General features: G+C 64.5%; 18 protein-coding genes, 1 other RNA gene and 3 pseudogenes. 8 read left to right on the top strand and 14 right to left on the bottom strand.

Features of this window, described 5'->3' with window-relative positions; all coding sequences use genetic code 11:
- Complete coding sequence (gene polA, locus ACVWW3_RS29015) at positions 1 to 3039, bottom strand: DNA polymerase I (protein ID WP_456647848.1); 3039 nt, start codon at positions 3037 to 3039, stop codon at positions 1 to 3.
- Between the two features lie 192 nt (positions 3040 to 3231).
- Positions 3232 to 4284: pseudogene (locus ACVWW3_RS29010) on the bottom strand (acyltransferase family protein); the annotation flags it as partial.
- 195 nt (positions 4285 to 4479) lie between these two features.
- Between ACVWW3_RS29010 and ACVWW3_RS29005 the strand changes: the two are divergent.
- The 6 genes and pseudogenes from ACVWW3_RS29005 to ACVWW3_RS28980 all read left to right on the top strand — a co-directional run bounded on the left by ACVWW3_RS29005 (position 4480) and on the right by ACVWW3_RS28980 (position 11397).
- On the top strand, positions 4480 to 5796 hold the full coding sequence (locus tag ACVWW3_RS29005; protein WP_456647849.1) for a UDP-glucose dehydrogenase family protein: 1317 nt from the start codon (positions 4480 to 4482) through the stop codon (positions 5794 to 5796).
- 127 nt (positions 5797 to 5923) lie between these two features.
- The gene (gene hrpB / locus ACVWW3_RS29000; RefSeq protein ID WP_456647850.1) at positions 5924 to 8401 is read left to right on the top strand and encodes an ATP-dependent helicase HrpB; all 2478 of its coding nucleotides are present in this window, start codon (positions 5924 to 5926) and stop codon (positions 8399 to 8401) included.
- A gap of 128 nt (positions 8402 to 8529) precedes the next feature.
- Positions 8530 to 9043, top strand: a pseudogene (locus tag ACVWW3_RS28995) (TIGR02281 family clan AA aspartic protease).
- A 63-nt stretch (positions 9044 to 9106) separates the two neighbouring features.
- Positions 9107 to 9403 carry a nucleotidyltransferase family protein gene (locus ACVWW3_RS28990; RefSeq protein ID WP_456647851.1) on the top strand — a complete coding sequence of 99 codons (297 nt, stop codon included), beginning with the start codon at positions 9107 to 9109 and terminating at the stop codon, positions 9401 to 9403.
- Positions 9393 to 9740: a HepT-like ribonuclease domain-containing protein gene (locus tag ACVWW3_RS28985; protein ID WP_456647852.1), complete on the top strand. Its 348-nt coding sequence runs from the start codon at positions 9393 to 9395 to the stop codon at positions 9738 to 9740. The genes ACVWW3_RS28990 and ACVWW3_RS28985 overlap by 11 nt, the downstream gene beginning before the upstream one ends.
- Positions 9741 to 9897: 157 nt before the next feature.
- Entirely contained in the window at positions 9898 to 11397 is a 1500-nt protein-coding gene (locus ACVWW3_RS28980; RefSeq protein WP_456647853.1) for a phosphomannomutase/phosphoglucomutase, read from the top strand.
- A 103-nt stretch (positions 11398 to 11500) separates the two neighbouring features.
- On the opposite strand, the gene ACVWW3_RS28975 is transcribed toward ACVWW3_RS28980, so the two are convergent.
- The 12 genes and pseudogenes from ACVWW3_RS28975 to ACVWW3_RS28920 all read right to left on the bottom strand — a co-directional run bounded on the left by ACVWW3_RS28975 (position 11501) and on the right by ACVWW3_RS28920 (position 21530).
- Positions 11501 to 12010 carry an Lrp/AsnC family transcriptional regulator gene (locus tag ACVWW3_RS28975; RefSeq protein WP_247351467.1) on the bottom strand — a complete coding sequence of 170 codons (510 nt, stop codon included), beginning with the start codon at positions 12008 to 12010 and terminating at the stop codon, positions 11501 to 11503.
- A gap of 67 nt (positions 12011 to 12077) precedes the next feature.
- Positions 12078 to 13020: pseudogene (locus ACVWW3_RS28970) on the bottom strand (sugar kinase).
- A gap of 8 nt (positions 13021 to 13028) precedes the next feature.
- Complete coding sequence (nudC, locus tag ACVWW3_RS28965; protein WP_247351465.1) at positions 13029 to 13967, bottom strand: NAD(+) diphosphatase; 939 nt, start codon at positions 13965 to 13967, stop codon at positions 13029 to 13031.
- Positions 13968 to 13978: 11 nt separating this feature from the next.
- Entirely contained in the window at positions 13979 to 14398 is a 420-nt protein-coding gene (locus ACVWW3_RS28960) for an HIT family protein (protein ID WP_354104292.1), read from the bottom strand.
- Between the two features lie 166 nt (positions 14399 to 14564).
- Positions 14565 to 15692, bottom strand: coding sequence for a muconate cycloisomerase family protein (locus tag ACVWW3_RS28955; protein ID WP_456647854.1), 1128 nt, complete (start codon positions 15690 to 15692; stop codon positions 14565 to 14567).
- Positions 15689 to 16444, bottom strand: a complete 756-nt coding sequence (locus ACVWW3_RS28950; protein ID WP_456647855.1) for an SDR family NAD(P)-dependent oxidoreductase — start codon at positions 16442 to 16444, stop codon at positions 15689 to 15691. Before ACVWW3_RS28950 ends, ACVWW3_RS28955 begins: the two co-directional genes overlap by 4 nt.
- On the bottom strand, positions 16444 to 17238 hold the full coding sequence (locus ACVWW3_RS28945) for an amino acid ABC transporter ATP-binding protein (protein ID WP_456647856.1): 795 nt from the start codon (positions 17236 to 17238) through the stop codon (positions 16444 to 16446). The genes ACVWW3_RS28950 and ACVWW3_RS28945 overlap by 1 nt, the downstream gene beginning before the upstream one ends.
- On the bottom strand, positions 17235 to 17897 hold the full coding sequence (locus tag ACVWW3_RS28940; protein WP_247351458.1) for an amino acid ABC transporter permease: 663 nt from the start codon (positions 17895 to 17897) through the stop codon (positions 17235 to 17237). Before ACVWW3_RS28940 ends, ACVWW3_RS28945 begins: the two co-directional genes overlap by 4 nt.
- 159 nt (positions 17898 to 18056) lie before the next feature.
- Positions 18057 to 18905: a transporter substrate-binding domain-containing protein gene (locus ACVWW3_RS28935; protein WP_247351457.1), complete on the bottom strand. Its 849-nt coding sequence runs from the start codon at positions 18903 to 18905 to the stop codon at positions 18057 to 18059.
- Positions 18906 to 18967: 62 nt separating this feature from the next.
- On the bottom strand, positions 18968 to 19225 hold the full coding sequence (locus ACVWW3_RS28930; RefSeq protein ID WP_456672221.1) for a hypothetical protein: 258 nt from the start codon (positions 19223 to 19225) through the stop codon (positions 18968 to 18970).
- Positions 19226 to 19338: 113 nt separating this feature from the next.
- Entirely contained in the window at positions 19339 to 20832 is a 1494-nt protein-coding gene (locus ACVWW3_RS28925; RefSeq protein ID WP_354104297.1) for a catalase, read from the bottom strand.
- A 56-nt stretch (positions 20833 to 20888) separates the two neighbouring features.
- Positions 20889 to 21530: an HD domain-containing protein gene (locus tag ACVWW3_RS28920; RefSeq protein WP_247351451.1), complete on the bottom strand. Its 642-nt coding sequence runs from the start codon at positions 21528 to 21530 to the stop codon at positions 20889 to 20891.
- 103 nt (positions 21531 to 21633) lie between these two features.
- On the opposite strand from ACVWW3_RS28920, the gene ACVWW3_RS28915 reads away from it, so the two are divergent.
- Entirely contained in the window at positions 21634 to 22635 is a 1002-nt protein-coding gene (locus ACVWW3_RS28915) for a GlxA family transcriptional regulator (RefSeq protein ID WP_456647857.1), read from the top strand.
- Positions 22636 to 22740: 105 nt separating this feature from the next.
- Positions 22741 to 22837, top strand: an RNA gene (gene ffs / locus ACVWW3_RS28910) — signal recognition particle sRNA small type.
- Positions 22838 to 22917 lie beyond the last annotated feature (80 nt).

Genomic DNA, 22917 nt, shown 5'->3' with positions numbered 1-22917 from the left:
TCAGTGCGCCTCGTCCCAATTGTTCGCCGCGCGCGCGTCCACATGCAGCGGCACCGAGAGCAGCACCGCCGGGAACGGCGCGTCCTGCATCACGTGCTGCACGACCGGCAGCGTCGCTGCGACCTCGGCGTCGGGCACTTCGAAGATCAATTCGTCATGCACCTGGAGCAGCATCTGCGCCGACAGCTTCTTCTCGGCCAGCGCATCCTCCATCCGCGTCATGGCGCGGCGGATGATGTCGGCGGCGGTGCCCTGGAGCCGCGCGTTGATTGCCGCGCGCTCGTTGAAGGCGCGCACCGAGGCGTTCGAAGCCTTGATGTCGGGATAGTACATCTTCCGGCCAAACAGCGTGGTGACGTAGCCGTGGCTCCGGCAGAAATCCCGCGTCTCGTCCATATAGGCGCGGATGCCGGGGAAGCGCTCGAAGTATTTCTTGATGTAGGCGGAGGCCTCCTCGCGCGCGATGCCGAGCTGGTTGGCGAGGCCGAACGCCGAAATGCCGTAGATGATGCCGAAATTGATCGCCTTGGCGCGTCGTCGGATTTCGCTCGGCATGCCCTCGATCGGCACGCCGAACATCTCCGATGCCGTCATGGCGTGAATGTCGAGACCGTCGCGAAACGCCTGCTTCAGCACGGGAATGTCGGCGATCTCGGCGAGCAGCCGTAGCTCGATCTGCGAATAGTCGGCGGAGACGAGCTTGTGCCCCGATGTTGCGATGAAGGCGCGCCGGATCTTGCGTCCGTCCTCGGTGCGCACCGGAATGTTCTGCAAATTCGGCTCGTTCGACGACAGCCGGCCCGTCGTGGTCGCGGCCAGCGCGTAGGTCGTGTGCACGCGGTGGGTCTGCGGATGGACATAGGTCGGCAGCGCGTCGGTGTAGGTCGATTTCAGCTTCGAGACCTGGCGCCACTCCAGAATCTTCTTCGGGAGGTCATGGCCCTGCTCGGCCAGTTCGTCGAGCACCTGCGCGGTGGTGGACCACGCGCCGGTCTTGGTTTTGGTGCCGCCGGACAGTCCCATCTTGCCGAACAGGATATCGCCGATCTGCTTCGGGCTGCCGACATTGACGGGCTCGCCCGCGATCCCTTGGATCTCGGCTTCGACGCGGGCCGCGGTCTGGGCGAAGTCGCCGGAGAGACGCGACAGCACCTGGCGGTCAATCGAGATGCCGCGCCGCTCCATACGTGCGAGCACTGTGACCAGCGGGCGTTCCAGCGTCTCGTAGACGGTGGTCATGTGCTCGGCGACAAGGCGCGGCTTCAGGACGCGCCAGACGCGCAAGGCGATGTCGGCGCCTTCCGCCGACAGCGGCGCGGCCTTGTCGATCGGCACCTGGTCGAACGTGATCTTGCCCTTGCCGCTGCCGAGCAGCTCGTTCTCCTTCAGCATGGCGTGACCAAACCAACGTTCGGAAAGCGACTCCATCCCATGCGAGCCGCGGCCGGCGTCCAGCACATAGGAGATCAGCTGCGCGTCGTCGGCGTTGCGCAAGGTGATGCCGTGTTGCGCCAGCATCACGGCGGTGAATTTGACGTCGAAGCCGATCTTGAGAATGCCTGATGATTCCAGCACCGGCCGCAGCGCTTCGATAGCATCGTCGTGCTTGACTTGATCGGGCGCGAGGCCCGCGTCGAACAGGCCGGCGCCGCCGCCGGACTGCTTGTGCGCCAGCGGCACGTAGCAGGCCTCGTTCGGCGCCAGCGCCAGCGCGATGCCGCAGAGATCGGCCTGCATCGGGTCGATCGAGTTTCCCCGGATCTCGACCGAGACATGGCCGGCATCATGGATGCGCGCGATGAACGCGTTTAATTCCGCGAGTGTCTTGATGGCCTGGTACTTGCCGCGATCGACCGGAAGCTTGCGCAAAGCATCTTCGCGCGCGGCTGCGAGAGAAATCGGCGCGCCCTTCGGGCTCGCGGCCTTGTCCTCTTTGCTCGCCGATGCGTTGCGCTGGCCCGCCTGAACTTGCGCCGGCGTGCCGGCTCCTGGTGCCGGCACGACGTCCGAAGGCGGCAGCGGCGAGAAGACGCTGGCGCCGCTGGCGTAGCCGGGATCGGCATCGACGTTGGCTGGATCAATCTGCGAATAGTCGGCAACGCGACGCGTCAGCGTCGTGAACTCCATCGCCTTCAGGAAAGCGACCAGCTTGCGCGCATCGGGCTCATGGACGGCGAGATCGTCCAGCGGCACCTCCAGCGCGACCTTGTCGTCGAGCAGCACGAGCTGGCGCGAGATGCGCGCCTTTTCCGCATGCTCGATCAGCGCCTCGCGCCGCTTCGGCTGCTTGATCTCGGTGGCGCGGAACAGCAATTGGTCGAGATCGCCATATTCGGTGATCAGCTGCGCCGCGGTCTTGATGCCGATGCCGGGCACGCCAGGAACGTTGTCGGTGGAATCGCCGGCCAGTGCCTGCACTTCCACCACCTTCTCCGGCGGCACGCCAAACTTCTCGATCACCTCGGGGATGCCGATGCGGCGGTCCTTCATGGTGTCGTACATGGTGACGCAATCGGTGACGAGTTGCATCAGGTCCTTGTCGGAGGACACGATGGTCGCGCTGGCGCCGCGCTCGCAGGCTTGCCGCACATAGGTCGCAATCAGATCGTCGGCCTCGAAGCCGACCTGTTCCAGGCAAGGCAGGTCGAACGCGCGCACCGCTTCGCGGATCAGCGAAAATTGCGGGATCAGATCGTCAGGCGCAGGCGGCCGGTGGGCCTTGTATTCGGGATAGATCTTGTTGCGAAAGGTCATTTCCGACTTGTCGAAGATGATTGCCAGATGCGTCGGCCGGTTGTCCTCGGGCATGTCGCGCAACAGCTTCCACAGCATGTTGCAGAAGCCGAGCACGGCATTGACCTGCAAGCCGTCGGACTTGCGGTTCAGCGGCGGCAGCGCATGGTAGGCGCGGAAGATGTAGCCGGAACCGTCGACCAGGAAGACGTGGTCGCCCTTGCCGGCCGGCTTGGCGGCGACGGGTTTGGCGGCGACGGGCTTGGCGGACGTGGGTTCGGCAGCTTTCGGGGAGGTTTTGGGCATGCCGCAATGTATGAATTTTTGCGGGCTTTGACAGCCTTGCGGATGGGATTTTTAGGCCGGTGACGCAGCTATCCCCCGCTGTCGTTCCTCGCGAAAGCGGGGCATCCAGTCCGCCGCGGCTTATCGGTCGATCACTGCGGTTTCTGGAATACTGGGTCGCCCGGTCGAGCCGGGCGACGACAGCGAGCCCGGCTGCAACCGCGCCCCGGCCTTCTTCGGTACAATCCAGAATGCATCCGGCCGTTCGAACAGGAAATTGGCGTTGAGCCGCAACGCCGCCTGCCAGATCGCGAGTGCTCCGATCACGCCGACGATGGTGACGATCAGCGACACCGTGCCGATGTCGGGAATGACACCCGTGCGTAGCAGCAGGGTTCGCGTGGCCGCCATCGGCAGGAAGAAGGCAAGATAGATCACGATCGAGTGCTCGCCGCAGAAGCGGAAAAAGTTCAGCCAGCGGGCGCGTGCGAGCAGCGTGCCCATGGTGATGATGGCGCAGGCGCCGGCGAAGCCGAGCACGAGCGACACGATCTTCCATTCGCTGGCCCCACACACGACGAGGCCGGCATTGACCAGCGCCCACGTTGCGAGCGCTGCCAGCGCCCATGCGGGATGATTGCGCGCGCGATCCGCCAGCGCGAACACGTAGGGCGCGAACAGGTAGCCCGAATAGAAATAGACGAAGCGCGCGCAGAACTCGTCGATCGCGGTCCAGCCGGTTGCAACACGCGCCGTCTCCAGCGCGGCCGCGATAAGCCAGATCGCGGGCGGTGGGATTCGCCGTGTCAGTTTTGTGACGACGAAAAAGATCGGCAGCAGATAGATGAACCAGAGCGTGCCGAACGGCTCGACGAAGGATTCCAGATACAGCAGGCCGGCATCGCGCCAGCTGGTTTCGGCGGCGGATGCGGGGGCCTTGAAGCCGAACTGGATTGTCACCCACACGACATAGAAATAGGCGAAATGCACCACCTTGCGGTCGAGATAGGTTCGCCAGTCCCGGTCGATCACCAGTGGCAGGAACAGGCCCGAAATCAGGAAGAAATCCGGCATCCGGAACGGCTTTGCGAAGGCCACGGCGACATGCATGAAACCGGTCTGGCCGGCGGCGAGCTCGACCCCCAGCACCGAATGCATCATCACGACCATGACGATGCAGATGCCCTTGGCGTAGTCGACCCAGTCGACACGCGCAGCAGAGGGCGCGAGCCCCACGCTCGTGGCGATTGTGCCCGATGGTGCCATGGTGTCCCTTTTCGAGGCGTGTTCCGCCCGGATCTGTGTGAACGCGGAGCAGTGTGGCGCCTTGCGGCTTTCGATTTGTTTACCGTTGCAATTCAAGTGCCCGGTTTTTGCGGGCTGACGGTTCCCTTCCATGGGGAAAATGCTAAACCTTCCCCGAATTGGGATTTCATTAACCAAGCCAAAACAGGGTTTTTCATGCGAATCGCGATGATCGGAACGGGCTATGTGGGACTCGTGTCCGGGGCCTGCTTTGCAGATTTCGGTCATGACGTCATCTGCGTCGACAAGGACGAGAAAAAGATCGCTGCACTTCGTCGCGGCGAGATCCCGATCTACGAACCCGGGCTCGACGAACTCGTTGCGACCAACGTCAAGGCCAAGCGGCTGGAGTTCACCACCGACCTGTCCAAGCCGGTTGCGGATGCCGATGCCGTGTTCATCGCGGTCGGCACGCCGTCGCGCCGCGGTGACGGCCACGCCGATCTGTCCTATGTCTACGCCGCTGCGAAAGAGATCGCGCAGTCGCTGTCCGGTTTCACCGTCGTGGTGACGAAGTCGACCGTTCCGGTCGGCACCGGCGACGAGGTCGAGCGCATCATGCGCGAGACCAACCCCAAGGCTGACGTCGTCGTCGCCTCCAACCCCGAATTCCTGCGCGAGGGCGCCGCGATCCGCGACTTCAAGTTTCCCGATCGCGTCGTCGTCGGCACCTCCGACGAGCGCGGTCGCAAGGTGATGGGCGACATCTACCGTCCGCTGTCGCTGAACCAGGCGCCGCTGATGTTTACGGAGCGCCGTACCGCCGAGATGATCAAATACGCCGCGAACGCCTTCCTCGCGACCAAGATCACCTTCATCAACGAGATCGCGGACCTCTCCGAAAAGGTCGGCGCCAACGTGCAGGAGGTCGCGCGCGGCATCGGGCTGGACAACCGCATCGGCACCAAATTCCTGCATGCCGGCCCCGGCTTCGGCGGCTCGTGCTTTCCGAAGGACACCAAGGCGCTGATCAAGATCGCGCAGGACTACGACGTGTCCTTGCGCATCGTCGAATCCGTGCTGGCGGTCAACGAGAACCGCAAGCGCGCGATGGCCCGCAAGGTCAGCCAGGCGCTCGGCGGCTCGCTGCGCGGCAAGACCATTGCCGTGCTCGGCCTCACCTTCAAGCCTGACACCGACGACATGCGCGATGCCCCGTCGATCCCGCTGGTCACGGGCCTGATCGACATGGGCGCGAAGGTGAAGGCGTTCGATCCCGTCGGCATGGAGCAGGCCAGGGGCGAACTGCCCAACATCACCTATTGCGAGGACGCCTATTCCTGCGCTGAAGGTGCCGATGCGCTGGTTGTCGTCACCGAATGGGTGCAGTTCCGCGGCCTCGATCTCGACCGGTTGAAGGCGACCATGGCCCAGCCCGTCGTCGTCGATCTCCGCAACATCTACCGCCCCGAGGACATGGCTGCGGCCGGCTTCACCTACGAAAGCATCGGCCGCCCGCCGGTGCAGGGCTGATCGGCGCTGGCAGCACGAACGATTCCGTCATGGCCGGGCTTGTCCCGTCCATCCACGTCTTGTTCACTGTCAGATGAAAGAACGTGGATGCCCGGGACAAGCCCGGCCATGACGACCGGATAATTTTTTGCCCCGCACTTTCGACACGCCCCTCCCGATCGATGCCGTGCTCGACCAACTCTCGCGCACGCTGGAGGCGCACAACGCGGCCGTGCTGGTCGCCCCTCCGGGCGCCGGCAAGACCACGCGCGTGCCGCTCGCGCTGCTCGATGCCCCCTGGGCCAAGGGCAAGAAGATCATCGTGCTCGAGCCGCGGCGCATTGCTGCGCGCGCCAGCGCCGACCGCATGGCCAAGTCGCTTGGCGAGAGGGCCGGCGAGACCGTCGGCTACCGCGTTCGCTTCGGCTCAAAAATCTCGCGTGCGACCCGCATCGAGGTGGTGACCGAAGGCATCTTCAGCCGTCAGATACTCGACGATCCCGAGCTGTCAGGCGTCGCCGCCGTCCTGTTCGACGAATTCCACGAGCGCTCGCTCGATGCCGATATCGGCCTTGCGCTGGCGCGCGACGCGCAACAGGGCCTGCGCGAGGATTTGCGCATCCTCGTGATGTCGGCAACGCTCGATGGCGCCCGCGTGGCAAAGCTGCTTGGGCAAGCGCCCGTCGTCGAAAGCGAGGGCCGCGCCTTTCCCGTCGAAACACGCTATCTCGGTCGCAAGGCGGATGCGCCGGTGGAGCGGCAGATGGCGGATGCGATCGCATCCGCGCTACGCGCCGATAGCGGCTCGGTGCTGGCGTTTCTGCCGGGTGCCGCCGAAATCCGCCGCACCCAGAATTTCCTCAGAGAACGCGTGCAGGATGCCAGTATCGAAATCGTGCCGCTGTTCGGCGCGCTCGATGCCGCCGTGCAGGACCGTGCCATCTCGCCGGCGCCGAAGGGCACGCGCAAGGTGGTGCTGGCGACCTCGATCGCGGAAACCTCGCTCACCATCGAAGGCGTGCGCATCGTCGTCGATTCCGGTCTTGCCCGCGTGCCGCGTTACGAACCCGACATCGGGCTGACGCGGCTCGAGACCGTGCGCGTCTCGCGCGCGGCGGCGGACCAGCGCCGCGGTCGCGCCGGCCGCACCGAGCCCGGTGTCTGCTACCGGCTCTGGGACGAGCCGCAGACGGCGTCTCTCGCGCCCTATACCCAACCGGAAATCCTCAGCGCCGATCTGTCCTCGCTGGTGCTCGATCTCGCGCAATGGGGCGTCGCTGACGCTGCCGCGCTGTCGTTTCTCGACCCGCCGCCGCAGCCGGCCTGGAAGGAAGCCAAGAGCCTGCTCTCCGAGCTCAATGCGCTCGATGGCGACGGCCGCATCACCGCGGAAGGCAAGAGCCTGCGTGCGCTGGCGCTGCCGCCGCGGCTGGCGCGCATGATCGTGGATTCGCATCGTGCCGGCGAGGGCGAAGCCGCCGCCGAGATCGCCGCCATCATCACCGAGCGCGGGCTCGGCGGCGACAGCGTCGATCTCGAACACCGCCGCGACCAGTTCCGCCGCGAGCGCTCGCCACGCGCAACGAGCGCGCGCGACCTCGCCCGGCGCTGGGCTTCACAGGTGGCGGCGTCAGAGAAGACGGCGGCCGGGGAAGGTGACCTCTCGACCGGCCTGATGCTCGCCTATGCCTTCCCGGATCGCGTCGCGCGGAATCGCGGCAATGGCAGTTTCGTGCTTGCCAACGGTCGTGGTGCCGCCGTCGATCAGACATCGTCACTTGCCCGCGCACCTTATATCGCGATCGGCGAGATGACGGGGACGGCGGCGAGCGGCCGCATTCTGCTCGCCGCGCAAATCACGCAGGACGAGATCGAGCAGCATTTCGCCGAGCATATCGAATCCGTCGACGAGATATCGTTCGACCGCGGTGCGATGGCGCTGCGGGCGCGGCGCAAGCGCGCGCTGCACGCGATCACTCTCTCCGAGGCGACGCTTGCCGTGTCGCCCTCGGAAGACACCGCGCGCATCTTCGCCGACGGGCTCATTGCCGCCGGCCTCGACCGGCTGCCCTGGTCGAAGGCAGCAAAGCAATGGCGCGACCGCGTGATGTTTTTGCGTAAGGCCGAAGGCGGCAGCTGGCCCGACCTGTCGGACGACGGCTTGATCGCGCGGCGCGACGACTGGCTGGTGCCGGCGCTCTACGACAAGATCGCGCTGAAGGACATCTCCACCGGCGATCTCTCCGACGCGTTGATGGCATTGTTGCCGTGGGAGATGCGCGCGCGGCTCGACCGCGAGGCGCCGACGCATTTCGAGGCGCCGACCGGCAGCGTGCTCGCGATCGACTACGAGGCCGAGCAGGGGCCGACCATCGCGGTGCGGCTCCAAGAATTGTTCGGCCTCAACACCCATCCGTCGGTCGCCGCGGGCAAGGTGCCGCTGGTGCTGGAATTGCTGTCGCCGGCGCAGCGCCCGGTACAGGTGACGCGCGATCTCCCCGGTTTCTGGCGCGGCAGTTACAGCGCGGTTCGCTCCGACCTGCGCGGCCGCTATCCGCGCCATCCCTGGCCGGAAGATCCGGCGAATGCGCTGCCGACCCGGCGAGTCAAGCCGCGCGGGACCTGAGAGTTACGAAGGCCCATTAACCGTCCGCTCATCCTTTTAGTCAAAATAGCACCGCTCTGGCCGCAGCGTCGCTCGCGGGCTGGCTTGCCGCGTGGTCAAATCGAGCTTTCCGGCTCGGAAGTGGTGTAATGCGTAACATAATGATCCTGGCGGCGATCATGATCGGCCTCGGCACCTTTATGGCGCAGATGGCGGACAGGATGAGCTCCGCCTCGGCGACGTCGGTGCCACGCACGACGGTGGCACTCGCGTCCACCGCGCCGGCCGGCGGCCGCAGCCTCAGCATCCCCCGCGACGGACGGGGTCATTTCCAGACCGACGGCCGGATTGAAGGCCAGCGCATCGGCTTCATGGTCGACACCGGCGCCTCCGTGGTTGCGCTGAACGAGACCTCGGCCGCCCGCTTTGGCCTGCGTCCCTCGCGCGGCGATTACAATGCGACCGTCTCCACCGCCAACGGCACCATCAAGGCCGCGCGCACCCGTATCGCCCATGCTCGATGTCGGCGGCCTAATCGTGCGCGACGTCGACGCCATGGTGCTGCCCGACGAGGCGCTGTCCGAGAACCTGCTCGGCCTCTCCTTCCTCTCCCGCCTCAAGCGTTTCGAATACGCCAACGGCCAGATGGTGCTGGAGCAGTAAGGGTCTCCCCGGCGGCCTTTTTAGGCCCTCCCGCTGGGGCAGGCGGAGTGCTATATTTCGCCCATGAACAGTCCCGACGCGATTGCCATCCTGCGACAGTCCGAATCTGCCCTGCGCGAGCGAGGCGTTTTGCATGCCGCGTTGTTTGGCTCATTCGCGAGGGGCGAAAGCCATTCCGGCAGTGATGTCGATATCATAGTCGAGATCGATCCCGATGCGCGGATCACGGTGTTCGATTACGTCGAGCTCAAAGAATACATTGCCAATCTTTTTGACGAGCCCGTTGACGTCGTCAACCGCGACGGTCTGAAATCATACGTCGCTCCCGCAGCGACGGCTGACGCTGTCTATGCCTTCTGATCGCATCGAGGGGACTCTCCGCGATGTCTTGCATCACATCGATTTGGCGATCGAGTTCGCCGGAGGCCTTGATCGCGATGCGTTCGCGGCGGATCTACGGACCGTCTATGCGGTAACGCGGTGCCTCGAGATCATTTCAGAAGCATCTCGCCGCCTGCCTGATGACTTGAAAACGAGGCACCCAGCGATCGCGTGGAAGCAGATGGCGGCTGCGGGCAATGTCTATCGCCACAACTATGAGGACGTTGCGGCCCGTTTTGTGTGGGAGACGGTTCAACAGGCTCTTCCGCCTCTAAGGGCGGTCGTTGAAAAGGAGGTTGCACGCCTGCAGAGTTAGCCCATTCTGGTCAGAGATGCATATCTCGTCTCGGGTACAAACCCCGTTACCAAACTGCCGCAATTGTCCGCCATAAGCCTTCATTCCCGCCTTCCGCTGCGGCCCGGCATTCGCTAAGGCTGCATCAAATCCTGCCTCATTTCGCGAGACCGTCTCAATGTTTCCCAAGCCGAAATCCGTCTTGCTGCCCAATACTTACGCCTTCGAATCCGAGCCGATGGTGAAGGCCACGGGTTTTCGCGAATACGACGCGCGCTGGTTGTTCCAGAAGGAAATCAACCTGATGGGAATCCAGGCGCTCGGCATGGGGCTGGGTGCGCTGATCGCCGAGCTCGGGGTCAAGCAAGAGATCGTCACCGGTCATGATTTCCGCGGCTATTCGGCCTCGATCAAATACGCGCTGATCTCCGGCCTGATGGCAGCAGGCTGCAAGGTGCACGACATCGGGCTCGCGGTGACGCCGATGGCCTATTTTGCGCAGTTCGATCTCGACGTGCCCTGCTGCGCCATGGTCACAGCCTCGCACAACGACAATGGCTGGACCGGCGTGAAGATGGGCGCCAATCGCCCGCTGACCTTCGGTCCCGACGAGATGACGCGGCTGAAGGAGATCGTGCTGGGCGCCGAGTTCAAGAACAAGGCCGGCGGCTCCTACCAGTTCCACGAGAATTATCCGGCGCGCTACATCGCCGATCTTACCAGCCGTCCGAAGCTCAAGCGCAAGCTCAAGGTCGTCGCGGCCTGCGGCAACGGCACCGCCGGCGCGTTCGCGCCGCAGGTGCTTGAAGCGATCGGCTGCGAGGTGATTCCGCTCGACACCGAACTCGACCACACTTTCCCGAAATACAATCCGAACCCTGAAGACATGGAGATGCTGCACGCCATCCGCGACGCGGTGCTGCAGCACAAGGCCGATGTCGGCCTCGGCTTCGACGGTGACGGCGATCGCTGCGGCGTCGTCGACAACACCGGCGAGGAGATCTTTGCCGACAAGGTCGGCGTGATGCTGGCGCGCGACATGTCGGCGATCCACAAGGACGCGCAGTTCATCGTCGACGTGAAGTCGACTGGCCTGTTCATCACCGACCCGGTGTTGCAGAAGCAGGGCGCGAAAACCACCTATTGGAAGACCGGCCATTCCTACATGAAGCGCCGCACCCATGAGACGGGTGCGCTCGCCGGCTTCGAGAAGTCCGGCCATTTCTTCTTCAACAAGCCCTACGGCCGCGGCTATGACGATGGCCTGGTGTCGGCGCTCGCGATCTGCGACATGCTCGACCGCGCCCCCGGCAAGTCGATGGCGGACTTGAAGAACGCGCTGCCAAAAACCTGGTCGTCGCCGACCATGTCGCCGCATTGCGCCGACGAGACCAAATACGGTGTCATCGACAAGGTGGTGAAGCACTTCGAGGGCTTGCAGGCGAAGGGTGCCAAGATCGGCGGCCAGTCGATCCGCGACCTCGTCACCGTCAACGGCGTGCGCGTCACGGTCGAGGACGGAAGCTGGGGCCTGGTACGCGCCTCCTCCAACAAGCCCGAGCTCGTGGTCGTGGTCGAGAGCCCGGTCTCCGAGCAGCGTATGCACGACATGTTCGAGATGGTGAATAGCGTACTGCGCACGCATCCCGAGATCGGCGAGTACAATCAGAAGATCTGAGGCGCGAGGCTAGCGTCACTTGCTGTCATGCCCCGGCTTGACCGGGGCATCCAGTACGCCGCGGCCTCAAGCCGGGCGATGACAGCGTCTGCGCGGTGAGACCCTACGCCGTCACCACAGCCGGGATCGGCAGCGTGGTCACCGACTTGATCTTCTCCATCGCGAAGCGCGAGGTAACGTTCTTCAGCGGCACGGCGCTGATCAGCTTCTTGTAGAACACGTCATAGGCCTGCATGTCCGCGACCACGACGCGCAGCATGTAGTCGACGTCGCCGGCCATGCGATAGAACTCCATCACCTCAGGCATGGCGCTGACGGCTTCGGCGAACTTCTTCAGCCAGGCGTCGGAATGGTCGGCGCTCTCCACCGACACGAACACTGAGATGCCGAGCCCGATCTTGTTCTGGTCGACCAGCGCCACCCGCTTGATGATCACGCCGTCGGCCTCCAGGCGCTGGATACGCTTCCAGCACGGGGTCGAGGACAGGCCGACGCGGTCGCCGATCTCGGCGACGGACAGGGAGGCATCGTCCTGAAGCACCATCAGAATCTTGCGGTCGATGGCGTCGAGGCGGCGGCTGGTCTCGGGGATCTGGACAGCGAGATCGGTCATTTGAAGAACTTTGTTCCATTTCGAGGGGCGTTTTCCCTGATATAGAGAAAATCTTTCTATAGCAAGTCTATAATCTCGGCGCTCGATCGAGCGCCGTCGCCTGCGACATGCTTAAAAGCTTTTCAACTTCAATACGTTGCGGAGACGCCATGGCGGGTGCATTTCAACGCCGCGGCGGCCGCGGCGAATTGCAGCGCCTCCCGCACGCCGCCGCCTTCGGCGAGACGTAGCGTGAAGGCGCCATGGAACACGTCGCCGGCGCCGAGCGTATCGACGGCCTGAACCGCGAACGCCGGCATCCCCTCCAGCTCCCCCGCCTCGTTAAGCCAGATCGTGCCGCGCGGGCCGCGGGTGGCGGCGAGGAAGGCGGGCGTGAGCGCGGCCAAGCGCTTCAACGCTGCGCCGTCATCGGCGATGCAGGCCGTCTCCTGCACCTGTTCGCTGGCAAACAGCAGGTGCGAGGCGACCGTGAGCAGGCTGTCCTGCAACGACATCGCGCGATCGACGCCAACGATGACGGCAATGCCGTGCCGGCGTGCCTCCGCGCAGAGCGAGGTCGCGAACGTGGCGCAGCGGCTTTCGACGAGAACCGCCCGGCAATCGGCGAGCAGTGCGTCGGCGTCCGGCAGCTTCACGGTCGACAGCGCCGGATCTCGATAGATGGTGAGCGTTCGTTCGCCCGACGGATCGATCATGATCGCCGACACAGGCGTCATCAGCCCCGGCATGCGCACGATTTGTGTGGTCTCGATGCCTTCAGCTTCCATCCGTTCGAGGATGAAGCCGCTCGAAATCTCCCGGGCATCGCCCATGGGGCCCGCGAAAGAGACGCGGCCGCCAAGCCGCGCCATGGCGATTGCGGCATTGAGCGCGTTGCCGCCGCAGATCTCCGCGAGATGGGTGGCATTCGCCTTGCTGCCGCGCGCGGGCACGGCCTCGACCCGAAAGGTCAGGTCGCGCACGGGAATGCCGATGCAGAGGATGCGCGGCGCGATCCCTGATGCAGCCATCGGCGGTCTCAGCTCTTGCCGTGCACCCAGCGGCCGAGCAGGTGATGGGCGATGGCGAACGGATGCGGACCGGCGAGCCCGTCGGGATGCGTCCGCGTCAGCATCAGGGCGGCCTCCTCGCGCGTGAACCAGCGCGCATCCTCAAGCTCGGAATGATCGACGACGATGTCCTCGCTCACGGCCCGCGCGCTGCAGCCGATCATCAGCGACGACGGATAAGGCCAGGGCTGGGTCATGTAATACTGCACGTCGGTGCAGCGGATACCGGACTCTTCGAGGATCTCGCGGCGCACCGCGTCCTCGATGGTTTCGGCGGCCTCGACGAAGCCGGCGAGGCACGAATACATGCCGGGCGGAAACTGCTTCTGGCGGCCGAGCAGGCATTTTTCGCCGGAGGCGACGTGCATGATCACGACAGGGTCGGTGCGCGGGAAATGCTCGGCCTTGCAACTCGGGCATTCGCGCTTCCAGCCGCCTTCCTTCATCCCGGTCCGCGTGCCGCAATTGGCGCAATAGCCGTGGCGCTGATGCCAGCTCACCATCGATTTCGCCATTGCGATCGCCGACAGCTCCTCCGGGCGAACTGCGCCCTGCATCGCCATGCCGCGCAACTCGGTGAGGGCGTAGTCCTCGCGCCCGACCAGCTTCTCGGACGCGGCCTGCGACAGGCCCATACCGAACATGGCGGCGCCGTCGCGCAGACCCAAGAAGATCGTACCGGGATTGGCGCCGCATTTCAGCGCCTCGTCGATTCCCAGCAGGGCGCGCATTTTTTCGCCCTCGCGCTTCACCAGCAGCGAGTCTCGGTAGACGATATAGGCGCGCGACGACGGTTTCTGCTCCATCGCGAACAGCTTTTCGTCGTCGCGGCGCAGATGCGCGGCGCGGTCGAGAATGTTGGTGACGAAGGCCGGCTGTCCCAGCGGAAACGAGTCGAATGCTGACATTTCTTGTTCTTTCAACCCAACCAGATCTTGCGACGAAGCGCGCTGATGAAATTCTGCACCTCTGTGGCATCGTGCGCCAAGGGCTGCATCACGCCCCAGACCGGCCGCGGCCAGGCGGCGTCGCCAGTGCGGCGCGCGATGATGTGGACGTGAAGCTGCGGAACGAGGTTGCCGAGCGCCGCGATGTTGAGCTTGTCGCAGTTAGTGATCTCCTTCAGCGCGCGCGAGACGCGGGAGATCTCCGTCATCAATTGCGCCTGCTGCACCTCGTCGAGATCGATGATCTCGACCGCATCCGTGCGCCGCGGTACCAGCAGCAGCCAGGGATAATGCGCGTCCTTGATGACCAGCACCTTGGACAGCGGCAAATCGCCGATGTCGATGGTGTCCTCTTTCAGGCGGGAGTGCAGCGACCAGGCGGGTTCGGACATATGTGTTTCCAGATTGCCCGGCGACCGGGCTCGTTTGGTCGGACCATACGATACCGATTCCGCCAGGGGAAGGATCGGGGCTCCGCTGCCGCTGCATACTCGCTCGTCGTCCTGGACAAGCGAAACGCAGATCCAGGACCCCCGCGCGAGCGTTTGCGGGAGGCGTCTACGCCTCCGCCAGCACGCGCGCGTTGGCGCGGATCGAGGCTTCGCTGACGCGGATGCCGAGGCCCGGACTGTCGGGCACCACGACGTGCCCGCCGCGATTCGCGACGCGCTCTTCCAGCACGTCCTCGGTCAGCACATGATGCGGCATGTAGAATTCGCAGCCGAGCGAGATCCCCGGCGTCGCCGCGATCAGCTGCGTGCCGGCGGCAAGGCCAATGCCGCCCTCCCACAGCGTGCCGCCATAACCGGGCAGGCCGGCAATGTCGGCGATCGCCATGATCGCCTGCGCCTCGAACAGGCCGCCGGCCTTCATCAGCTTGATCGAGACGGCATCTGCCGCCTCGCGGCGCGCCACCTCCATCATGTCGCGGCGATCGAAGCAGCTTTCGTCGGCGAGCACGGGTGTTTCCAGCGCCGCGGTGAGCTGCGCCATGACGTCGAGATATTTGCGTGGCACCGGCTGCTCGATAAAGGTCGGCGCGAACTGCTCGACGTCGCGCAGGATCTTGATGGCGCCGAACGGCGCCAGCGCCTGGTTGTAGTCGACGCGCAGATCGACCTTGTCGCCGAACTCGTTGCGGATCGCCTCGAGATGATCGAGGTCCTCGCGATGCGGCTTCACGCCGGTCTTGACCTTGTAAATGACGTTGCCGTCCGGAACCATCGTTCGCATGCGTTCGAGATCGGCGGCGAAATCCGGATCGGCGATGGAGAACGACAGCGGGATCGTGTCGCGCACGCGGCCGCCGAGCAAATCGGCAACCGAAAGTCCCGACGACTTGCCGACGATGTCGAGCAGCGCCATCTCGATCGCGACCTTGGCCTCGGCATGTCCGACCAGCGCACGGTCGAGCTCAGCCATCAGCGCGCGGATGCGGCGCACCGGCTTGCCCAGCACGATCGGCCGCAAATAGATGTCGAGCGCAGAAAACGCCGCTTCCGGCGTTCCCGTGAACACCTCCCACGGTGCCGCCTCGCCCCAGCCGATCACGCCGTCGCTCGAGGTGAGCTCGAGCAGCACGCGCTTCACCGTGCCCTTGACGTTGCCGACGCCCTGGAGGCGCGCCATCTTGATCGGGCTCTCGATCAGGAACAGCCTGATGCGTTCGACGGTCGCTTCGATCATGTCAGGCCTCCATTGACGTGCCAGACCTGGCCGGTGACGTAGGATGCTTTTGGTGACGCCAGGAAGGCGATGATCTCGGCGACTTCCTCCGGTCGTCCGCGACGCCCCATCGGGATCAGCGCCTCGGTTGCGGCGATCTGCTCGGGCGAAAGCCTGCTCTCGCTCGGTCTGTCCTTGAGGATGAGGCCCGGCGCGACCGCGTTGACGGTGATGCCGTCCTGGGCGAGTTCGACCGCAGTGAGGCGCACCAGCGCTTCCAGCGCGGCGCGGCTTGCGGCGGTCGCGGCGAACGGAGCAAATTCGGGCCGGATCGCATGCGCGACGAATGAGGATACCGCCACGATCCGCGCCTCTCGCCCTGCACGCAGCAGCGGCAGCGCCGCATCCACCAACCGTGTGAAGGCCAGCGCCGATTCGTCCATCGCTTGGCGGAATTGATCCCCCGGCGTGCCGATCGCACTGCCGCGGCGGGCATGGCCGCCGACCAGGATCAATCCATCGAGCCGGCCAAAGGCGACTTGGGCGGCGGCGATGGCGTCAGTGGCTGCAGCCTCTTCAGCGAGATCGCCGAGGCATTTTGCGACGATCGCGCCTTGCGCTTCGGCTTCCGCCGCCGTGGCGTCGAGGCCGGCTGCATTGGAGCGCGTGTGCAGCAGCAGCGCGTTGCCGGGGGCGGCGAGCAGTTTTGCGGTGGCGCGGCCGATGCCGCTGGCGGCGCCGGTGACGAGATAGGCGCGATCGATATCTGGCATCACGTTGTTGCGTTGGCCGGCGGAAGCGTGCCGGTGCGGTGGAAATGGCTGAGGAAGGCGCGCGTCGCCGCTTGCTGCGGATTGTCGATCACCTGTCGCGCCGGGCCTTCCTCGACCACGACGCCGTCGCGCATGAAGATCAGACGGTCGGCCACTTCGCGGGCAAAGGCGATCTCGTGGGTCACGATCACCATGGTCATGCCTTCGGAGGCAAGGCGCTGGATGACGGCGAGCACCTCGCCGACCAACTCGGGGTCGAGCGCGGAGGTCGCCTCGTCGAACAGCATCACGTCCGGCTCCATCGCGAGCGCGCGGGCGATCGCGACGCGCTGCTTCTGTCCGCCGGACAGCGTTGCCGGATATTGGTCCGCCTTGTCCGCAAGCCCCACCTTGGCAAGCTGGGCCCGCGCCAGCTTCTCGGCGTCAGCCTTGGCCATGCGGCGCACCGTGACCGGTCCCTCCATCACGTTCTGGAGCGTCGTCATGTGCGGAAACAGATTAAAGTGCTGGAACACCATGCCGGTGGTGGCCCGGAATCGTGCCAGCGTCCTCACATCGGGGAGCTTCGTACCCGCGCCGAACGAGAAGCGCGTGTCGCCGACGCGAACGCTGCCGCCGTCGGGCGTCACCAGGAGATTGACGCAGCGGAGCAGCGTCGACTTGCCGGAGCCGGACGGTCCGATCAGCGCCACGACGCCGCCCTTGGCGACGTCCAGGCTGATGCCCTTCAAAACCTCGTTGCTGCCAAAGCTCTTGCGCAGGCCGCGGATCTCGATTTTCGACGTGTCGCTCATTCGCTGACCGCCAGTCGCTTCTCGCCGCGCCGGACCATGATGGTCAGGGGAATCAGGATCGCCGCATAGGCGACCGCGACGGCGGTGTAGGTTTCCAGCGGACGGTAGCTGTCATGGGCGGCGACCTGGCTCTGATAGACGAGGTCGGGCACCGCCAGCACCGAGACCAGCGAGGTGTTCTTGAACTGGATGATCGACTGGTTCATCAGCGCCGGGATCATGCGCTTGATTGCCTGCGGCAGCACGATGCGGCGCATGCTCTGTCCCGGCGTCATGCCGAGTGCCGCGCCGGCTTCGGACTGGCCACGGTCGATCGAGATGATGCCGCCGCGGATGATCTCCGAATAGAACGAACCGCCATAGAGCGAGAGCGCCAGCGCCGAGGCCGTGATCGGCGTCATCTCGACTCCGGCCAGGATCGGCAGCGCGTAATAGAACCAGATCAGCTGCACCAGGATCGGCGTGCACCGGAACGCCTCGATGAAGGTCAGCGCGAGCAAACGCACCGCCTTGAAGCGCGACAGGGTGCCGAAGGCGCCGAACAGGCCGAATACGAGACCGAGCACGACGATGACCACGGTGAAGCCGACGGTGACGCCGAGCCCGTTGAGAAAGAGCCAGCGATAGCTCCAGAGGATGCTGAAGTCCCACTGATACATGCGTGCTTTCTTGCTTCACCTCTCCCGCTTCCGGGTGAGGGCTCTGTCCTCACGGGGGTTCTTGGTTGTGGAGACACCCTCACCCCGACCCTCTCCCGCAAGCGGGAGAGGGAGCGCACCGCGCCTTGCGGGCTGAGCTCGACCCGAACTCATCACACCTTACAGCGAAACGCCCGGCGGAATGTCCGCCTCGGTCACGCCCACCAGCTCCATGTTGGTGATGATCGCGTTGCGGATGAAGCCGAGGCCTTTGTTGAAGTCGATCCAGGTGTTGACGTAGTCGCGCCAGGTCTTGTCGCTCTCGCGGCGGAAGCCGGCATTGGACGTCGTGGCGAAGATCGGCGTCGGCAGCACGAACTGGCCGAGCGAGGGATTCTTCTTCAGGACGGTCAGCGACAGCATGGTGATCAGGCACTGCGCGTCAACGCGGCCGGTCTGGAGCGCGGCGGTGGCGTCGTCGGCGGACTTCAGGCGCGATATCTGCGCCTTCGGCGTCAGGCGGCTGACGACCTGGTCGTGCGACGAGCCCTGGTCGACGGCGATCTTGACGTCGGGCGAGTTCAGCTCGGCCCAGCTCTTCGGCTTGAAGTCCTTCTTGCAGAGGATGCCGAAGGCGTTGTTGAAGACCGGCACCGAGAAATCGACCACCAGCGCGCGCTTCGGGGTCGGGTTGAGGCCGAAGAAGATGTCGATCTTGTTGGATTGGAGATCGAGCACCGAATTGCCCCAGGTGGTTTCGGTGATGTCGAGCTCGGCTTCCATGTCGTCGGCCAGCGCCTTGGCGATGTCGACGTAAAAACCCTTCCACTGGCCGCTGGCGAGGTCCTTCATGTAATAGGGCGCGCCGCCGCCGACCGCGCCGATCCGCATCTTCTTGGTGCGGCGAATGCGGGCGAAGGTCGATTCGTTGGGATCCGCTGCGGTCTGCGCCACGGCCGGGGAGGCCAGCGTGGCCGCAGCCATCGCGCCAAGTCCGACAATCGATGCGACATCACGACGTGTAACCATTTTGAGGAATCGCTTTTCTGGTTGGATGAGGGTGTGTGATTGATCTCGCGCGAAAATTCCCATCAATCGGCGTCAGCCGGCTGAAAAATGCTCTCGATCGGACTTTCGCGCACCCTTTGTTTTGGTTCCGACAGGATTTCATAGAAAGGCGCTGCCGGGCGGGCGCTGTCAAGACTCGATTGCCTGAGGGATGAGCAGGCCTCGAAGATAGGCACGGAGCCTATCGGCGTGACGCATTCCGAGGCGAATGTCCGCATCTGCGCCTGGTGGCGAGAGTGGCGCGGCGATGCCTGGCACGGCCCGGCGAGCGGCTCGGTCAAGCTATTTTCGCGAAAAAATTGAGAGGCTTCGGTGGCTCGCTTTAAAAATGCGAACGGCACCTGTCGGTGCCGTTCGCCGAAGACGACGAGAGGTCGGTCAGGATCGGTCGATCCTATTCTGCGGCCTTTTCTGTAGCCTTTTCTGCAGCCTTGGCGCGAACAGTCGCAAGACGCGTCAACGCGTCGCGGACGCCCGCGCCGTAGGCGGGATCGGCCTTAGTGCAATTGGCGATGTGCCGTTCCTGGATCGGGATGGCGGCCGCTCCGACAGCGCGCGCCGTGTTGTCGAACAAGGCCTGCCGCTGCTCAGCGTTCATCTTGCGAAAGAGGTCGCCGGGCTGCCGATAATGATCGTCGTCGATGCGGTGATCCCAATGTGCCGCTGCACCGTCGATCTCGAGCGGCGGCTCGTTGAGATCGGACTGGTCCGTCCATTCGCCGCGGCTGTTCGGGAAGTAGGTCGGCGTGCCCCCGAGATTGCCGTCGGTCCGCATTGCGCCGTCGCGATGGTAGCTGTGATACGGACATTTCGGCGCGTTGACCGGGATCAGATGATGGTTGACGCCGAGACGATAGCGCGCCGCGTCGCCGTAGGAGAACAGCCTTGCCTGCAGCATCTTGTCGGGCGAGAAGCCGATGCCCGGAACGACATGAGCCGGCGAGAAGGATGCCTGCTCGACCTCGGCGAAGACATTTTCCGGATTGCGGTTCAGTTCGAAATAGCCGACCTCGACCAGTGGGAAGTCCGCCTTGGGCCAGACCTTGGTCAGGTCGAACGGGTTGAAGGCAAACGCCTTGGCCTGATCGTCGGTCATGATCTGCACGAACATCGTCCAGCGCGGGAAATCGCCGCGTTCGATGCTCTCGAACAGGTCGCGCTGGTGAGTCTCGCGGTCCTTGCCGATGAGTGCTTCAGCCTCGGCATCAGTCAGGTTTTCGACGCCCTGCTGCGTCCGGAAGTGAAATTTCACCCAGGTCCGCTCATTGGCGGCATTGATGAAGCTGTAGGTGTGGCTGCCGAAGCCATGCATATGCCGGAAGCTTCTGGGAAGGCCGCGCTCGCTCATCACGATGGTGACCTGATGCAGGGCTTCCGGTAGCAGCGTCCAGAAGTCCCAATTGTTGTCGGCGCTGCGCATTCCGGTCCGGGGATCGCGCTTGATCGCATGATTGAGGTCGGGAAAGCGCAGCGGATCGCGGAAGAAGAACACGGGCGTGTTGTTGCCCACCATGTCCCAATTGCCTTCCTCGGTGTAGAACTTGAGCGCAAAGCCGCGGATGTCGCGTTCGGCGTCGGCCGCGCCGCGCTCGCCGGCGACCGTCGAGAAGCGCGCGAACATCGGCGTCACCTTGCCGATCTCCGAGAAGATCCTCGCCTTGGTATAGCCTGAGATGTCATGGGTGACCGTGAAGGTCCCGAAGGCGCCGGATCCCTTGGCATGCATGCGTCGCTCGGGAATCACCTCGCGATCGAAATGGGCGAGCTTCTCGATCAGCCAGACATCCTGCAACAATGCGGGGCCACGGCGGCCGGCGGTCATGATGTTGAGATTGTCGCTGACGGGAGCTCCCGTCGCGTGCGTGAGGTGGGGGCGTTTATCGCTCATGTCGTACTTCCTGATCGGTGATTGAGGCGCGGATTTGCAACGGGCACGAAGTGCGTTCAGCCGTGCCAATGGGAGTTGCGGATGACGCTGCAGAAATTGCCACGATGGAAATGCGGCTCCTTGTCGGCGATGACATCGGCCTTGACGTTGCCGAACGTCGTATCCGGCCGGTGCTTGATGCCGTCGTAGAAGGCCTGGATGATGTCTTCCTTGAAGTGCGGTGTGCGCGGAAACGCCTTCACGACCGCCGTGCGCTCTTCGTCGGAATATTCGCCGTAGGTCAGTCCGAGAACGTCCATCTCGACGCCTGCGGTCACCAGCGCGACGACAGGGTGCATGTGCTGAGGGACGCCCGGCGTCGTGTGCAGGGCGATCGCGGTCCAGACGGTGTAGGCATCGGCTTCCGAAATGCCGTGGCTACGCAGGAACGCGCGCGCGGCGTGCGCGCCGTCGACCTCGAACCGCTCGTGCTTGCTGCCATGGTGCGGCATCAGGCCGATGTCGTGAAACATGGCGCCGGCGTAAAGCAGTTCGCGGTCGAATGTCAGTCCGCGGCGGACGCCCGCTATCGCGCCGAATTGGTAGACGCGGCTGGAATGGTTGAAGAGCAGGTCGGTTTCGGTGTCGCGGATGTATTCGGTGATGGCACGCGCCAGCCTGCTGTCGGGAATGACGGTGGCCTCGATGATGTCTGACATGGTCAGCTCCTGAAATTTCGGTCGCGTGCATCGTAAATCCCGGCTAGTCTGTCTGGAATCGACGTAATACGTCTAAAACGGACAAATCCGGACCGAGGCGGCCATGGGCGCGAAACCGAAGCCAAGAACGATCGTGATCGTGGCGCTGCCGGGAGTGCAGCTGCTCGACGTTGCCGGACCACTCGACGTGTTTGCCGAAGCCAACGTGCAGGCCGGCTATCCGGCCTATGCCTTGTTCGTCGGCGGCGCGGAGCCGGGGCCGATCCGCAGCTCCTCAGGCATCCGGCTGATGCCTGACCGGATCGTCGACCGTGACTTCCAGGACCCCATCGACACCCTGCTGGTGGCGGGATGCCCGAACGCCGCCGAAGTCCCTGCGGATGGACGCGTGGTCGACTGGCTTCGGCGACGCGCTTCGAGGACCCGTAGATTCGGCTCGGTGTGCAGCGGGGCGTTCTTTCTTGCCGCCGCCGGTCTTCTGGATGGCAGGCGGGTCACGACGCATTGGGCGGTCGCAGACATGCTGGCCAGCAGATTCCCATCGGTTACGGTGGATAAGGATGCCATCTACGTCATCGACGGAAAGCTCCGCACAGCCGCCGGCGTGACTGCGGGGCTCGATCTCGCGCTGGCACTGGTCGAGGAAGATCTCGGACGCGATACGGCCATGAAGGTCGCAAGCCAGCTCGTGATGTTCTTCAAGCGCCCGGGTGGCCAGATGCAGTTCACCCGCAAGGGCGAGGTTGTCCCCGCCGGCCGCGCCGCGCTGCAGGAGCTGCAGCGCTGGGTCGCCGCCAATCCCGGGCTGGATCACAGCGTTGCCAGCCTGGCGACGCGCATGGAGCTCAGCCCGAGGCATTTTGCGCGGCTGTTCCGCGCCGAGGTGGGGGTCACGCCTGCGACCTGGGTCGAAGAGGCCCGCGTCAACGCGGCGCGGCGGCTGCTCGAGTTTGGCAATGAAGCCCCGAAGCAGGTGGCGCTGCATTGTGGATTTGCCGACGCCGATACGCTGCGCCGCGCATTCCATCGTCACGTCGGTGTGACGCCCGCGGAGTACCGTAAGCGATTTGCGCGAATCACGGAGGTTCCAGGCAGCGGACCCTGAGCCGTTGTCAGCGGCCCAAATGGTTCGACGGGCCGCCCCGCCGGGTGCGCGGGACCGACGCATACCCGCTTGCTTTCCGGCCCTTTTGGCCCCAAATAGGGACCGGGAGATTGGCGGTGGACGAGCCACTCGCCAACCGGGTCAGGTCCGGAAGGAAGCAGCCCTAACGAGGTCCGGATCGGGTCGCTCGTCAGTCTCCTACTCGTTTTTCGAGCGAATTGCGCCGGCGCAAAACCGCCAGCGCGCTCCTTTCCGCAAACGCCGGCTGAAAGACATTCCATT

Source organism: Bradyrhizobium sp. LM2.9 (assembly GCF_054056555.1).
The sequence above is the reverse complement of the archived record's forward strand: the minus strand, read 5'-3'. Positions and strand labels throughout refer to the sequence as shown.

Bases quoted from the DNA above. Each gene is read 5' to 3' on its own strand.
- polA (WP_456647848.1), bottom strand. From the start codon at position 3,039: ATGCCCAAAACCTCCCCGAAAGCTGCCGAACCCACGTCCGCCAAGCCC.
- ACVWW3_RS29005 (WP_456647849.1), top strand. From the start codon at position 4,480: ATGCGAATCGCGATGATCGGAACGGGCTATGTGGGACTCGTGTCCGGG.
- ACVWW3_RS28990 (WP_456647851.1), top strand. From the start codon at position 9,107: ATGAACAGTCCCGACGCGATTGCCATCCTGCGACAGTCCGAATCTGCC.
- ACVWW3_RS28985 (WP_456647852.1), top strand. From the start codon at position 9,393: ATGCCTTCTGATCGCATCGAGGGGACTCTCCGCGATGTCTTGCATCAC.
- ACVWW3_RS28980 (WP_456647853.1), top strand. From the start codon at position 9,898: ATGTTTCCCAAGCCGAAATCCGTCTTGCTGCCCAATACTTACGCCTTC.
- ACVWW3_RS28975 (WP_247351467.1), bottom strand. From the start codon at position 12,010: ATGACCGATCTCGCTGTCCAGATCCCCGAGACCAGCCGCCGCCTCGAC.
- nudC (WP_247351465.1), bottom strand. From the start codon at position 13,967: ATGTCAGCATTCGACTCGTTTCCGCTGGGACAGCCGGCCTTCGTCACC.
- ACVWW3_RS28960 (WP_354104292.1), bottom strand. From the start codon at position 14,398: ATGTCCGAACCCGCCTGGTCGCTGCACTCCCGCCTGAAAGAGGACACC.
- ACVWW3_RS28955 (WP_456647854.1), bottom strand. From the start codon at position 15,692: ATGATCGAAGCGACCGTCGAACGCATCAGGCTGTTCCTGATCGAGAGC.
- ACVWW3_RS28950 (WP_456647855.1), bottom strand. From the start codon at position 16,444: ATGCCAGATATCGATCGCGCCTATCTCGTCACCGGCGCCGCCAGCGGC.
- ACVWW3_RS28945 (WP_456647856.1), bottom strand. From the start codon at position 17,238: ATGAGCGACACGTCGAAAATCGAGATCCGCGGCCTGCGCAAGAGCTTT.
- ACVWW3_RS28940 (WP_247351458.1), bottom strand. From the start codon at position 17,897: ATGTATCAGTGGGACTTCAGCATCCTCTGGAGCTATCGCTGGCTCTTT.
- ACVWW3_RS28935 (WP_247351457.1), bottom strand. From the start codon at position 18,905: ATGGTTACACGTCGTGATGTCGCATCGATTGTCGGACTTGGCGCGATG.
- ACVWW3_RS28925 (WP_354104297.1), bottom strand. From the start codon at position 20,832: ATGAGCGATAAACGCCCCCACCTCACGCACGCGACGGGAGCTCCCGTC.
- ACVWW3_RS28920 (WP_247351451.1), bottom strand. From the start codon at position 21,530: ATGTCAGACATCATCGAGGCCACCGTCATTCCCGACAGCAGGCTGGCG.
- ACVWW3_RS28915 (WP_456647857.1), top strand. From the start codon at position 21,634: ATGGGCGCGAAACCGAAGCCAAGAACGATCGTGATCGTGGCGCTGCCG.